Origin of the sequence: Paenibacillus sp. PCH8, assembly GCF_002968835.1 — a bacterium.
GTDB lineage: Bacteria > Bacillota > Bacilli > Paenibacillales > Paenibacillaceae > Paenibacillus.
This window is the reverse complement of the sequence record NZ_PKQK01000001.1, coordinates 1,716,779-1,732,090: the sequence shown is the minus strand read 5'-3', so window position 1 is coordinate 1,732,090 and position 15,312 is coordinate 1,716,779. Positions and strand designations below refer to the sequence as shown.

Below are 15,312 nucleotides of genomic sequence, written 5' to 3'. Positions count from 1 at the left end.
GCCGCATGGCAGAAATCCAGATTAAAGGGTGGCCCCTTTACCGAATACACTGACGTGCGGCTTTATTTGGTCGTAGCTTTAATGGGCCAAGCCTTGCGGCTGGCTGAATTAGTAACGCTGCGGAGCAGCTTTTTTACCCAAATCCGTCATGTACGTGAAGAAGGCTTCAGGATCGGTATCATACACCAGTTGTACTGGACGTCCGTCGGCTTGCTCCACCGTGCGGCCCTGGCTCGGACCATCCGGGATGACAATACAGTTGACGGTTTTCTTCTTCACGATATCCTCGCGTCCAACGGAAGCCGTTGTCAGCACATCCCACAGATAATACGTGGAATTCGTCTCACTGTACACCAGTGGCGGACATCCCGCATAACAGTTCCCCAGGAAATCTACGCCTTCGAAGCGACGTTCTGCTGCCCAGCGGTTACGAACGGCTGGAGTCAGAGGTACTTTGTTGGTACTTTCCAGTGCAACCAGATCAATCTGGATGCCGCTCTGCCATACACGGTAAGCCGCTTCCGGGTCCCAGAATACGTTCCATTCTGCGGTGCCGTCATGCTCAGGCTCTTCTACGTTACCACGCTCGAATGTGCCACCCATCCAGACCAGCTTGTCGATTTTCTCTTCAATGTCTGGCGCTTCGTCCAGTGCTCGCGCAAGGTCCGTCAATGGACCTGTGAACAACAGCAACGTTTTGCCTTCGGTACTGCGCACTTTCTCGATCAGATGCTGATGTGCCGGAACGGAAGAAAGTGGTGCTTCCATTTTGCCAGACTCGTTCAGTACAGGAAGTGCATCTACGTAGAAGGAATGCAGTCTCCACGCCGCAGGAAATGGATTCTTTCCTCTGGAATTGGATTTGGATACCTCTACGGAATATGTACCGAAGCGATCGATAATTTTGCGGCTGGCATCTGTTGCAGGCTCCAGATATCCGTCTGCCGGAATAACCGATACGCCGGTTACATGTACATTGTCCATTTGCAGAAGCATGAACAGCGATACGAGGTCATCCACACCGCCGTCATGGTTAAAGTACACATTAAGTTGGTTCGTCATGCTTGCTCTCATCCTTCCCTGGTTGTCCCATTGTTGTTCATTCATCCGTCTGCCCTAAGCCGACGCTTCCTCTATTATGTCCCAAAACCATGAGCCGCGTAAACCTTCAGCAATTTAAGAAAACAAGGACCACGGCACATTCTGAGGATTTTTTACAGTTCCACCATTCCATCTCAGCAGCATCCCATCCGAATCTATTCTTCGCCATTGTTCCAAAAGAAATGGACAGCAGGCTCGAAGCCCAGCTGTCCATTCTACCCATCCATGCATTACATGGACTGGTTTTGTTTCTGTTTTTGTTTCTCCTCATCCTTCTCAGCAATCGGAACATACTTGCCTGGCCAGAAAGCCCATTTGCCCAGCAATGCAGTGATAGCTGGTACCATGAACGGACGAACCAGGAAAGTATCCAGCAGGACACCAACAGCTGTAATAATTCCGAATTGCACCAATACTTGAATCGGTAATGTTGCAAGTACCGCAAATGTTCCTGCCAGGATCAGACCTGCAGATGTAATAACGGAACTTGTCTCGCCAACACCTTCTCTAATAGCTTGACGAAGCGGCATCGTTTTGCGTTTCTGCCAGATACTCGAGATCATGAAGATGTTATAGTCTTCACCCAGTGCGACGAGGAATACGAAGGAATACAGCGGAATCGCTCCCTGAATGGCATCTGCGCCAAGCCCATAGTGAATAATGATCCAGCCTAGACCGAGTGCAGAGAAATACGATAGAACGACTGTCGCGATCAGGTACGCTGTTGCTACAATCGAGCGCAGGTATAACAGCAATAACAAGGTGATCATGCCGATGACTACGGGAATAATGATCTTGGCATCCCGTTCTCCGGTCACTTCGATATCATATTGTTCAGCCGTCTGACCATCGATCCAGACCTGACTGTCCACATTAGCTACACCAGCATCTTGAAGCGCCTGTTCCGCAGTCGCCCGCAGATCCGGAATATGCTGCATGGCCTCCATGGAATATGGATTCAGATTAAATTCCACATCAAAGGCGGTAATGTTGGCATTCTCAGCGCCCTGCTGGGCATCGCCTACTTTGCTAATGTAATCCAGCGATTCGAGACGCTGCTTCAGATCCGTTTCTTTGCCCTCAGCATCGATAATAACTTTGACCGGAGCCAGCTCCCCTTGCGAGAACTGTTCGCCAATAACGGTGAATCCTTCACGGGAAGGTACATCCTCCGGGAAAGAAGACAACAGATCATACGTGAATTTCACCTGCGTGGAGAATGTCGCAAGTCCCCCCAACAACACGACTGTAATCGCAAGAACGGTCCAAGGTTTGGTGACCACAATACGGCCAATCCAGCTTTCCTTGATTTTGCGCGGGGCGGGAGCCGGTTTACCTTTCTTCTTTGCACGTTCAACTTCCATCTCATGTGTACGCGGTACGAACGGGTAGAACGAACCTCGGCCGAAGATCGCCAGCAGCGCTGGAACCAGCGTCAGACTTGCAATAAACATGATGAAGATGGACAGACTGAATGGTATGGCAAAGCGATGATATGCCCCATATTCAGCCAGCAACAGCACCAGCAGTGCTGCAACGACGGTGAATCCACTCATGGCAATGGCGCCGGAAGATCCGGTAATTGCCTGGAAGATGGCTTTCTTTTTGTCCGGCTCATGATAGAGAATTTGGCGGTATCTGGAGATCATGAACAGGCAGTAGTCTGTTCCCGCTCCGAATAACAACACGGTCATGATTGAGATCGACTGTGCGTCTACCGTTATCCAGCCCTGATCGGCCATGAATCCAAGAATTGGACTGGTCACCATATACGCGAACCCAACGGCAATAATCGGGATAATCGCGAGTACCGGCGAGCGATAGATCAGCAGCAGAAGTACCAGAACCAGCACAACTGTTGCAATGAGCAAGGATACATCGGCGGAGGAGAATAGTCCGCTCGCATCAATGGATATGCCTACAGGCCCCGTCACACGGGCAATCAGTGTATTGGCATCATCTATAGCTACATCGAACGGGTTCGCCCCGAAGATGTCTTGTGTTTTTTGCTCAAGCGCTTCAATGCCTTCCTTCAATTGTTCTGCATCAGCACCCTCATTGAAGAACAACGGCATAACCAAGGTGCTTCCGTCTTCCGAAAGCTGGCCTTTTAATGCCTGTGGTGGCAATTGATAGAGTGGCACAACGGACTGCTGTTGTTCTACCGGATCTTGATCCAGTCGCTCCGTTAATGCCTGAATGTTCTGAATCTGCTCATCCGTCAGACCGCCGGCTTGACGCCATACGATCAGTGCGGGCAATCCTTTACCACCAGGGAATTCCTTCTCGGCAAGTGCAGCTGCCTGAACCGATGGTTTGGATTCACCCAGATCCTGTGCGTTATTGGTTTCACGATCACCTACAGCAGGCCATACCATGCCAAGCACAACCGCAATGATGATCCATACTAACAGGGTGATCCATTTACTTCGTTTGCCAGCAACCCAGCGGCCGTAACCCGAACCTTCCTGCATTGTCTCTTCATCTCCCTAGTTTTGTTTCTATGAAGCCCTATTTATAGTGTAGCAATGAACCACGGGTCATAGTATAATTGAGTTAATTATATATACCGGAAGGTTAATTATGCAATCCCTAATTTTGTGAACACTTTTAATCCATGATTATTATAAGTAAAAGAGGTATGCAACTATGAGCAAAAAAACAAGCACTCCCCGCTCCCCGGGCAGGCCCAAAGCCGGTGTGGATCAAGCATCTGTCCAATTCGACATATTGATGACCGCTTCACGTCTGTTTATGAAATACGGTTATGAACCCGTCTCGCTTCAGCAGATTGCTTCGTTATGTAACGTAACCAAGGCATCCATCTATTATCATTTCTCCAGTAAAGCCGAACTATTCACTGCTGCCATTACCCGCATGATGGCGATGGGCATGCAGCAGACTTCGCTCCGGCTGGATGAACCTGGTACATTACAAGAGCGGCTGATCAAGGTTGCTGAGGCGAAGATGCAACACTCCCATATTGAAACGGAGACCATGATGCGAGAAGCCGAGAAACATCTGGACACGGAGCAACTTGCCCAGATTCGGGAAGCCGAGGTGCGTATCTTTGAAGTGCTCGCCACCCACTTCCAGCAGGAGATGGACAACGGTTATTTGCGGCCCGCGAGTCCCATGCTGCTCGCCCATGCGTTTACGTCACTGCTCATGCTCGCTAACCGCGAAGATGTGCGCAACATGAATGGCGGCAGCATTGAGGAACTTGCACAGGAACTGGTAGCCCTGTTTCTGGATGGAGCGGTTAGGCGGAACGAGAACATATAACTGAATATCATAAGCAGTCATGCCAATAAACCATCGGACCAATGCAATGAATATACCCACCGATGGTTTATTTGTTGAAATCTAATCATGATTACAGGAATCTGCTCCTATAATTTTTGATTTGACTCTGCAATGACTTACCGGTTACTTAATCGTCAGTGATGTAAATCGATATATTAGGGCCATCACTACTATTCTCCGTGTAGAATGTACCTTCATCCGTTGGTCTTCCATTTTAGACATACCCATATAGACTAACTTACCGTTCTAATACCCCTTACCTTTGCTGGTAATGCTCCATTTTTGGCTTGCAGGGAATATTGAGTTTCCAGAATAGGTTTCTCAGCCAGGTATGCATCTTAATCGTCATTCATCCGTAATAGCTGGATAACCCGTTTATCTAATAAACCATTTCCTTGTTTATCCAGATGTATGCATGAGAAAAAAGGTTTCTCCACACCTTATGTCATGAGGCCGCAAATTTTGCTGGAGAGAACCCATTCAAATGGAGTCAAAACGGTTATATCTATACCATATACGAATGGAGGGATTCCTATGATTCCGGCAACGTTGGAACAATTGGAGCAAGTTCGCAAGGAATGCCGCACGATGGTTCGCAAAAGAGCTACTGCTTCCGCCGGTACAACACTCGTTCCACTGCCCGGTACAGACGTACTCGCTGATGTGGGGATGTTGATGCAGCTGTTGCCAGCCATTAACAATAAATTCGGATTATCACAAAAACAGCTGGACGGCATGGACCCCGAGACCAAATCCATGATCTATGGTTTCGTGATGTCCATCGGAAGCAAGGTCATCGGCCGTATGATCACTAAGGAGTTGGTGGTACAGGTTCTGAAAAGAGTCGGTGTACGAGTAGCCACCAAATCAGTCGCCAAATTTGTCCCCTTTGCAGGACAGGGATTGGCTGCGGCACTCAGCTTCACAGCCATGCGTTATGTCGGCAACAAACATGCTGATGACTGTTATGAAGTCGTCAAACGCATGATCGAGCAGCGCGAATTGATCCCTGGTGAACCGGCTCCGTCTGCACTGGAGGAAACGAACGTTGATGCAAAGGTGGAAGTGAAGACAATCTCCAGCAACGGCGCAGATGAGCCTGCCAAAGCGTCTAAGGAACAGTAAATGAACAAGTCATATCATAGCGTCCATCCTCTGGATACATGACAAATAGCCGGTAGCACCCCAAAGGGGATGCTACCGGCTATTCTTGTTAATTACATCTGTAATCAGATCGCCTGTGGCTGTTGCTCGGTAAACTGACTGTTGTACAGATCCGCATAGAATCCCTGACTTGCCATTAATTCCTCATGATTGCCTTGTTCAATCACGTTACCGTGATCCATAACCAGGATCAGATCCGCACCGCGAATAGTGGACAGTCGGTGAGCAATGACAAAGCTGGTGCGATCCTTCATCAGATCATTCATCGCTTTCTGGATAAACACTTCGGTCCGTGTATCCACACTGCTCGTCGCTTCATCCAGAATGAGGATGGCCGGATTCGCCAGAATCGCTCTCGCAATCGTGAGCAACTGCTTCTGCCCTTGGGAGATGTTCGACGCTTCTTCATTGAGCACCGTATCATATCCATCAGGAAGTGTACGAATAAAGTGGTCCGCATGTGCGGCAACCGCCGCCTTGATGACTTCCTCTTCCGTTGCCCCTTCACGACCATAGGCGATGTTATCCCGGATCGTTCCGTTGAACAACCAGGTATCTTGAAGCACCATCCCGAATAGACCGCGCAACTTGCCACGCTCCATATCCTCAATGTTGACACCGTCAATCGTAATGTTGCCATCCTGGATTTCGTAGAATCGCATCAGGAGATTGACCAGGGTTGTTTTCCCTGCTCCGGTCGGTCCAACAATAGCAACCGTTTGCCCCGGTTTCACTTCAATATTCATATTATGGATGAGCAGTTCATTTTCTTTATATCCAAAATTCACACCCTTGAACGCAACCGCACCTTGAGGCTGCTGTAATTGCACAGGTTTTCCAGACTCCGGAACTTCTTCCTCTTCATCCAGCAACTCGAATACCCGTTCAGCGGATGCAATCGTCGATTGAATGATATTGGAGATGTTCGCAATCTGGTTAATCGGTTGTGTGAACTGACGGGAGTACTGCGTGAAGGCCAGAATATCCCCGATGGAGATAGATCCGCGTGTAACGAAGATCCCGCCGACCACACAGATCAGCACATAACCCAGGTTACCGACAAAACTCATGAGTGGCATGATAATGCCTGAGATGAATTGAGCTTTCCATCCTGATTCATACAGGTCTTCATTGACCTTCTCGAACTGTTCTACAGACCGTTCCTCGCGTCCAAAGGCCTTGACTACCTTGTGCCCCGTATACATTTCTTCGACGTGTCCATTCAGCTCACCGAGTGATTTCTGTTGACTAGCAAAATGCTTTTGCGAACGCGATGCTACCAACACCACAACCACTACACTCAATGGCAGCGTCAAAATGGTGATCAACGTCATCCATGGACTAATCGTCAGCATCATGATAATAACCCCAACAATAGTTACGACAGACGTAATAAACTGTGCCAAACTCTGTTGCAGCGTATTACTGATGTTGTCCACATCATTCGTCGCCCGGCTTAACGTCTCCCCATGGGTGCGAGAGTCAAAATATTTCAGCGGCAGCCGTCCAACCTTGGCACTGATCTGCTCACGCATGTCATAGACAACCCGTTGGGCCACACCGGCCATCAGGTATTGCTGAACATACATAAATGCAGCACTGAACAGATAGAGTCCAACGAGCAAGTATAGTACTTTGATCAAAGCAGGAAAATCAATTCCGGCCCCTGCACACCCTGAAGGATGGCGATGGCACCCTGACTGAGAATATCCGTCCCTTCGGCCATCACCTTCGGACTGATGATGCTGAAAACGGTACTTAGAATGGCAGCAACCAACACACCTAGCAGACGAGAACTGTGAGGTTGAAGATACTTAATCAGGCGCCGCAGTGTGCCTTTGAAATCTTTGGCTTTCTCAACGGGAGGGCGCATGCCCATGCCGCCCCCGGATGACCTGGTCCGCCGGAGGAACGAGGGGTTTTGCTTGCTGTACGTTCACTCATGCGATCTCCTCCTCTGTCAGCTGGGAGGATACAATCTCGCGATACACTTCATTGTGCTCCAACAGCTCTTTATGTGTTCCTGAACCGACAATTTGGCCTTCATCCATAACCAGAATGCGATCGGCATCCCTAACTGTGCTTACTCGCTGGGCTACAATGAGCACAGCTGCTTCGGTCGTTTCGGACTTCAGCGCAGCACGAAGTCGGGCATCTGTTTTGAAATCGAGCGCGGAGAAACTATCATCAAAGATATATACTTCTGGACGCCGAACAAGTGCGCGAGCGATGGACAGACGTTGCTTTTGTCCACCAGACACGTTATTACCGCCTTGTGCAATGGGGCTGTCATAGCCATCTTTCATCTCAGTGATGAAGTTCTCTGCCTGAGCTGTCCGAGCCGCATGAACCACTTCCTCCATGGTGGCATCGTCTTTCCCGTGACGGATATTCTCCGCAATCGTGCCAGTGAAGAGGACTGCCTTTTGCGGTACAAAACCGATCTTGGCTCGCAATTCCTCCTGCCGAAGTTCGCGCACATCTGTACCATTTACCCGGACACTGCCCTCTGTCACATCATAGAAACGCGGAATGAGACTGAGCAATGTGGATTTCCCCGAACCCGTACCACCAATAATGGCTGTCATCTCTCCGGGGCGAGCTGTGAATGAAATGCCGGACAAAGCCGCATTCTCCGCACCTGGATAACGGAAAGTAACATTATCGAACTCAATCGTACCTTGCAGTGACTTCATGCTGTTAGGCTGCTCGGGATTGCTTAGATCCGGCTGCATGTCGAGCACTTCGTTGATCCGCTCAGCCGAAGCAGAAGCTCTCGGAATCATGACAAAGATAATGGAAACCATAATCAGGGAGAACATGATCTGCATCGCGTACTGAATAAAGGCAATCAGTGAACCAATATCCATATTCCCGCTGTCGATGCGTTGTCCACCAAAGTAAAGGATGGCAATCATCGAGAAGTTCATAACGAGCATCATCACAGGCATCAATGTCGCCATCAGCACATTCACCTTAATCGAAACATCTCTCAGATCGCTGTTAGCTCCATTAAAACGAACACGCTCATGGTCACCCCGGTTGAAGGAACGAACGACGCGAATCCCTGTTAACTGCTCCCGCAGTACCAAGTTGAGTCGGTCCAGCTTTTTCTGAATCGTTTTGAACAACGGAAGACCCTTCGCACCGATCAGAGCAATGGCTCCGGCGAGTACAGGCAGTACAACCAGGAAGATGGTCGACAATTTGGCATCCTGGGATACCGCCATGAAGATCCCCCCAATACACATCATCGGAGCCATAATCATCATGCGCAGCATCATCGTTAATACGTTCTGGACCTGCGTAATATCATTCGTTGTACGGGTGATCAGTGATGCTGTACCCAACTTATCGAACTCCTGTAGGGAGAAATTCTCTACATGACGGAACACTCTACTACGCAGTTGTTTGGCAAATCCGCCTGCCGTACGTGAAGATAGATAACTGGCAACTACGGAACAGATGGTTCCTCCAATAGCGATGACCAGCATCCAGCCACCAATCTGCCAGATGTAAGAGATATCTCCCTTAATAATGCCGTAATTCACGATATCCGCCATCAGGGTAGGCAGGTACAGTTCAGCCAGAGACTGTAATAGTACCAGACCCAAAATGAAGAAGATCGGTATTCGGTAAGGCTTCAACATGCGAAACAGTTTCATCATGGCGTATCATCTCCTTGTGTGGACGCATCCGTCTGTTGGGAAACCAATGTATCAAAAAAGGTATACACCTTGGTTAACAACTCAGCCAACTGCTGGCTGTCATCCTCGCCCAAGTGCTCGACGAGCTTGTTGAAGGTCTCCATACGCTCTTCATGAGCAGCCCGAATAATGGCACGACCTGCTTCCGTAATGGTGATACGTACTGCACGTCGATCCTCCGGGTCCATGGTTCGTTCGACCAGTCCTTCATCCTCTAGGCCCCGAATAACCGGCGTAATGGTAGGCGACTTCACACGTAGCAGTGCGCTGATCTCCGATACTTTCAGCCCTGGATGATTGGACTGTATCGTGTCATTGAAATCCGGCGGGTTATCCTGCCAATTCAGTCGTTCCCCCGGATGCATCCCGTGGAGTAAACAACCCAGCACCATTATTTCATTGTGATTGCGCCCATGAGGTTTATGTTGCCTCCATTTGCCTTTATTAAACTGCATAATGGAGTATAAAAGTTTCTGGGCGACCGGATCTATACCAGTCATAATGTGTTCCTCCTTCTTTCTTTATCATTCCATAGACATCCAACATCATAGGACATCTATTAAATAGCACTACAATTAAATAGTCACTCAATTAATTAGGTACACTAAGTATATTATCGCAAGAAGCGAATGTCAAACATCTAAAAAATGCAAAATATCCCCATAACCAAGAGCCTACGCGCACTTGATTATGGGGTTTGTCATTTTGCCGTCATTGGAGCTTGTTATACTCATTTTAAAATGTAGTAAACAGAATTTAAGGAGATGAAGATGTTAGATGAACAAATTCACAATAGGAAAAGCAGGATTGATACTGGCTTTATTTGCAATGGTGCTAAGCGGCTGCGTAACCAGCAAAAGTTCCATCGTGGTACAGTATCCCAATGATAAACCCGATGAAGGTACCCAACTATACTTCCGGTATTCCAGTGGAGAAGTTGTACAGGTTCCAGATATCGGAGGTAACAGCAGTGTAGAAACTATCATGGATATTAATAAAAAGATTGTCGGGGGATACGCTGAAGCGGATGGAATTGCCTGGGTTCCCGAAAACAGTATCCCTGATGCATCTGGCAATCTAACTCGTATTTCCAATATAGAAGTTTACAAACCAGCAACTGTCGCACATCATGTCGAGTTAATTTCGGCATCCCAGCCCTCTAACTATTCGGGTTATCTAAATTATACGTTGGCTGTCTACGATGAGCAGGGGCAGCCTGTTAACAGCCGAACTGAAATCTTCCTGCATGGAGACGATCCCAATCTGGAGTTTCATAGTTTGGAAAACAGAGCTGGTGATCAAACTGTTAAAAATGGATATTCATACTATACACAGGGTGGGCTTGTAACCTTTCCAATCAAATCGGGACCCATCACAAAGCCGATCAGCGTATACTCTGGCTCAAAACTGCTTAATGATAACTTACTATCCATCGTTACCGATGTAAAAGTAACCAATCTAGACGATGTCTATTCTGTAGTCACTGGTGAGACGTTGGCTCTGAATGCTACAATCTCACCTTCTAACGCGATCAACCCTGCCGTGATTTGGTCTGTCGAGGATGAATCCGAAACAACCACAATTGACCCGGATACAGGTGTACTTACTGCTGGAGATCCAGGAGATGTCTTGGTTCAGGCGACTGCTACGGATGGTAGCGGCGTTGTAGGCAGTGTGAAAGTCACCATTACGCCAATTCCCATTCTCGTGAATTCCATTACCATCAGCGGAAGCAACTCTGTGCAAGCAGGTCAGTCCATTCCGCTGACGGCGAAAGTCCTTCCAGCCGATGCTACGAATTCTGCCGTAGTCTGGACCGTTCAAGACGGAACAGGTAAAGCGACCATTGACGCAAACGGAAAACTAACTGGAACTTCAGCAGGAACTGTTCTGGTTAACGCCAAGGCAGCAGATCTTTCAGGCGTGTCCGGAACCAAAACTGTGGCGATTACTGCAATCAACAACGGTGGGTCTGGAGGCAACACAGGTGGTAACTCCGGAGGAGGTTCAGGCGGTGGTTCAAGCTCACCCGTAGTTCCTACACCTACACCAGCTCCTGCACCGACACCAGTTCCTGCACCAGATCCGAGTCCACAGCCAACACCCGGACCAGCTGTAATACCTGGACCACCATTCAACAGCCAGGTTTTAAGCTTGGATAGCTTCATGACCAGCTTCACCCAGATGATTAAAGCAGCACAGTCCAACTCTGCGTCTGTTCAATTAACGGATACAACCACGCACTGGGCAGGGTCAACTGTAAATACATTCGTGAAGCTGGGTGTCGTAACCGGTTATGCCGATGGCTCCTTCCATCCGAATGCCAGTATCACTCGTGCCGAGTTCGCAACCCTGATCGCCAAAGTATTCGATCTGTCGAGCAATCAGGGCAATGCAATAAGCGACGTATCAGGTCACTGGGCAGAAGCTTCCATTCGCTCTCTGCAAAGCAAGGGTGTGTTGTCCGGCTACCCTGACGGCACATTCAGACCGAATCAAGAGATTAAGCGTTCCGAGATCATCGCTATCATCTCGCGCATTATGGATCTGAGCAAAGTAACAACCACAGAAACACCTGCTTTCTCCGATCTGGAGCAAACCTGGAATACAGATCAGCTCCAGCAAGCGGCAGCAGCCGGGATTATTCAAGGAGATCGGAATGGAGAATTCCATCCTGCGAACTCTGCATCACGTGCAGAAGCACTGACGATTATTCTACGAGTTCTCCAGACCAACCCATATTTAGCAGCACTTCTGGAAACCCTATAATGAAGAAGAAATAATTGAAGCCTGCCGAGCCTGTTTCCAGGTCTTGGTGGGCTTTTTTTTTACAGAATCACACATGGATGGAACCTTCATTCCACTCCGAAAAAAAGAAGTGAATATCTCTCTCAAATACATATGTTTTTGACCCTAATTCTGATAACATAGGATGCATATCTTCGCAGAAATACGATGTACATTTTAGATTAAGGCGGCCCATCCATGAACCCTAATATGTATTTGTGTGCATTGCTAATGGCTGCGACCTGCTGCATATTAATGCTGGCTTACCTCTCCTACAAAAGAAGAAGCTCGCCCATTTCCGTCAGTTACGGCCTGGGGATGCTTGTCAGTTCTTTTTATACATTCGGCTATGGCTTCGAGATCATTAGTCAGCAACTGGACCATATTCGGTTCTGGCTTCGTATTGAATATGTTGGCATTCTGCTCGGGCCTGTGTTCTACTTCCTGATGGTACTACACTATACAGGCCGTGAATCATGGGTGCGGACACGCAATGTGGTTCTATTGCTGATTGTGCCTGTTTTTACGTTTATCACACATAATACCAACGAGTGGCATCATCTCTTCTATACCCATATGACGATCGATACATCCTGGGGATTTCCGCTCGTGTCTCTTGAGAGAGGTCCTTTATTTTCTGTTCATGTCGTGTTTTCCTATGCACTGTTCTTTATTTCTGTTTTTTTCCTGGTACAGATGTTGCTTCGTGCCGCACCTACCATGAAAAAGCAAATCATATTCATGATTATTGGCTCCTGTGGGCCATTTATTTTCTCACTGATTTACCTGAGCAACATCTTCCGTTCACCCCTTGATTTTTCTCCATTCGGATTTGTTATATCAGGTATCTTCTACACATGGGGAGTCTTCCAGTTCAATATGCTTCGTCTGGCTCCGTTGGCATACCAAAAGGTATTCGAATCCATGCAGGATGCTGTTATTGTGTTCGACCTGGATCATGCGTTGACCAGCTACAACCGTTCTGCCCGTAGTATCATTGAGCCTCTTCATCCCAAAAGCTTGGGCCAGCATGCCAGTCAGGTACTCGCACAATACCCCCAGCTTCTAGTAAAGTTGCTTGAGCAGGAGCAGCCTAACGGTGTCAGCAAGGTTCAACTCTCCGACGACCCAAGTAGCAAGATCTATAACGTTCATCTTTCTCTTGTTCAGCACCTAACCGGTAAAACCATTGGCAAGATGTTGCTGCTCAGTGATGTGACTGAAGCCATGCAGGCCGAGAAGAAACTGCACGACAATGCCAGACAACTAAGTGAGTTGAATACGTTCAAAGACCGAATGTTTAATGTCGTGGCTCACGATATTCGTGATCCTGTAGCCGTATTGGTTAATCTGATGGATTTGCTTGAGGAAGAAATACAAGAACCCGATGCTGATCATGAAGAGATCGTCCAAGAAATGAAGCAACAGATTCACAACACGTTCGCTCTGGTAGAAGGACTGCTCGAATGGTTCCGCAGCCAAGGCGGGGGACAGGTCTTCCACCCAGTAGAACGGGACTTGTCTCATTCTGTGGAAACTAGTATACGCTTGTTATATGTTCGCAGCGAGAATAAGCAGATTCGAATGGTATCAAATATTTCACCAGGAGTGTCCGTCTATGCGGACAAAGAGATGCTTGACCTGATTCTTCGAAACCTTTTATCCAACAGCATTAAATTCACCAATCCAGGAGGACGGATCACGTTGAACGCCGAACGACAGGATCAGCATATGGTGGTATCCGTCAGCGATACGGGAGAAGGGATTACGGATGAACAGGCTCGCTCCCTGCTTCAGGATGAGTATCCGGTATCAGCAACGGGAACAGCGGGAGAACGAGGCATTGGGTTTGGTTTGAATCTGTGCCGGGAGTTCGTACGCCTGAACGGGGGCGAGATCTGGTTTGACAGCAGACCTTCGCAAGGCAGCAGTTTCTACTTCTCTGTACCTCTCCCACCCGAGACTAATACAAGCGGGTTTTCTCTATATTCCGTGCAGGTGGAGGATAATACATGAAGGTCATTCTGGTAGACGATGAGAAGGCTATGCACCTGATTATGAAAAAGATGCTGGCAAAGATCGGCGAAGTGGAGGTCATGGGTGCATTTCTGGATACCATGGCTGCATCCTCTTATTTGAACGATCATGAGGTAGATCTAATTTTTGTCGATATTAACATGCCCCGTCAAAGCGGACTGGAATTCGCAGAAGGACTGCGAAAGCAAGGCAAACAAATCCGGATTGTATTTATAACGTCTCATGTAGAATATGCCTTATCTGCATTTGATGTCTTTGCTTTTGATTATATGGTGAAACCGGTAAAACAGGATCGCCTCCTCCAGACGGTACATAGAGCGCTGGCAGAGTCGCCCAGTAAGCTTCCTAAGGAAGAAGTCGTGGCGACGATTGAAGCGCAAGCGGTAGAGTTCAATGCGCTGGGTAGAATCGAGATTAACAGTGACCACGGAGCCAAGACCAAATGGAGATCCAGCAAAAGTATAGAATTGTTCGCGTACCTGCTTGTCCAGCAAGGAAGGCTTGTATCCCGTACCCGTCTAATTGAAGATATTTTCGGAAACATGCCACAGAAGAATGCCGAAGTCTATCTCAACACAACAGTCTATCAGCTACGTAAATTGCTTAATACGTACGGATTGAAAGAAGTACTCCATACATACAATAATTATTACGCTTTGAACTTAACCGATGTTACGGTGGATTTTATTCGGTTCGAAGAAGGGTGTAGACAGCTCTCTGTCATCCAATCTGAGACGGACATGGAACAAGCTCTGTTGCTTGAGCAACTCTATGTGGGTAATTTGTTCGGAGAGTATGGATACACGTGGTCATTGAGCGAGGTTGAACGGCTGTCACTCATGTATAGCGCACTGAACCAGCGGTTGTGTCAGGCATTAATGAAGGCCAAAGATACCAGTAATGCCATCCGCCTGCTCAAAAAACTCCTGCATCGCGATGAATTGCACGAAGAATCGCTGATCCTGCTCATGCGAGCACTTTCCATGCAGAAGAACAAGGAAGCCCTGATCGAACATTATGAGCAATATACAGCACAGTTACTTCAGGAAATAGGAACGGCTCCTTCTCTGGAAGTTGCTGCTCTATATGCACAATTATTATCGGAAGCCCGATAGTATTAGGGTACATAGGTGTAATGCCCTGAATCCAAGGTACAAGGAAGCTCCCATTCTATACTCCGGTGGATGATGACCCAAGGTAAGAAATGGGA

The 15,312-nt window shown here is 48.0% G+C and carries 9 protein-coding genes and 1 pseudogene; 5 read left to right on the top strand and 5 right to left on the bottom strand.

What is annotated here, in order from left to right:
- Positions 1-108: 108 nt before the first annotated feature.
- Positions 109-1,062, bottom strand: a complete 954-nt coding sequence (locus C0Q44_RS07590; protein ID WP_105406722.1) for a nucleoside hydrolase — start codon at positions 1,060-1,062, stop codon at positions 109-111.
- Positions 1,063-1,331: 269 nt separating this feature from the next.
- Positions 1,332-3,575 carry an MMPL family transporter gene (locus tag C0Q44_RS07585; protein WP_105406721.1) on the bottom strand — a complete coding sequence of 748 codons (2,244 nt, stop codon included), beginning with the start codon at positions 3,573-3,575 and terminating at the stop codon, positions 1,332-1,334.
- Positions 3,576-3,750: 175 nt separating this feature from the next.
- Between C0Q44_RS07585 and C0Q44_RS07580 the strand changes: the two genes are divergently transcribed.
- Both C0Q44_RS07580 and C0Q44_RS07575 read left to right on the top strand, forming a co-directional pair.
- Positions 3,751-4,386 (top strand): TetR/AcrR family transcriptional regulator, encoded by a 636-nt coding sequence (locus C0Q44_RS07580; RefSeq protein WP_105406720.1) that lies wholly within the window; start codon positions 3,751-3,753, stop codon positions 4,384-4,386.
- Positions 4,387-4,941: 555 nt separating this feature from the next.
- Entirely contained in the window at positions 4,942-5,532 is a 591-nt protein-coding gene (locus tag C0Q44_RS07575; RefSeq protein ID WP_105406719.1) for a hypothetical protein, read from the top strand.
- A 104-nt stretch (positions 5,533-5,636) separates the two neighbouring features.
- Here C0Q44_RS07575 and C0Q44_RS07570 read toward each other — a convergent pair.
- The 3 genes and pseudogenes from C0Q44_RS07570 to C0Q44_RS07560 all read right to left on the bottom strand — a co-directional run bounded on the left by C0Q44_RS07570 (position 5,637) and on the right by C0Q44_RS07560 (position 9,778).
- Positions 5,637-7,515: pseudogene (locus C0Q44_RS07570) on the bottom strand (ABC transporter ATP-binding protein).
- The gene (locus tag C0Q44_RS07565) at positions 7,512-9,239 is read right to left on the bottom strand and encodes an ABC transporter ATP-binding protein (RefSeq protein ID WP_105406718.1); all 1,728 of its coding nucleotides are present in this window, start codon (positions 9,237-9,239) and stop codon (positions 7,512-7,514) included. The pseudogene C0Q44_RS07570 and the gene C0Q44_RS07565 overlap by 4 nt, the downstream one beginning before the upstream one ends.
- Positions 9,236-9,778 carry a MarR family winged helix-turn-helix transcriptional regulator gene (locus C0Q44_RS07560; RefSeq protein WP_105406717.1) on the bottom strand — a complete coding sequence of 181 codons (543 nt, stop codon included), beginning with the start codon at positions 9,776-9,778 and terminating at the stop codon, positions 9,236-9,238. Before C0Q44_RS07560 ends, C0Q44_RS07565 begins: the two co-directional genes overlap by 4 nt.
- Positions 9,779-10,055: 277 nt before the next feature.
- Here C0Q44_RS07560 and C0Q44_RS31430 point away from each other — a divergent pair, with 277 nt between their 5' ends.
- From C0Q44_RS31430 to C0Q44_RS07545, 3 genes are all read left to right on the top strand, one after another.
- Positions 10,056-12,047, top strand: coding sequence for an S-layer homology domain-containing protein (locus tag C0Q44_RS31430; RefSeq protein ID WP_105406716.1), 1,992 nt, complete (start codon positions 10,056-10,058; stop codon positions 12,045-12,047).
- A gap of 216 nt (positions 12,048-12,263) precedes the next feature.
- Positions 12,264-14,081: a sensor histidine kinase gene (locus tag C0Q44_RS07550; protein ID WP_105406715.1), complete on the top strand. Its 1,818-nt coding sequence runs from the start codon at positions 12,264-12,266 to the stop codon at positions 14,079-14,081.
- Positions 14,078-15,217 (top strand): response regulator, encoded by a 1,140-nt coding sequence (locus tag C0Q44_RS07545; RefSeq protein ID WP_105406714.1) that lies wholly within the window; start codon positions 14,078-14,080, stop codon positions 15,215-15,217. The genes C0Q44_RS07550 and C0Q44_RS07545 overlap by 4 nt, the downstream gene beginning before the upstream one ends.
- Positions 15,218-15,312 lie beyond the last annotated feature (95 nt).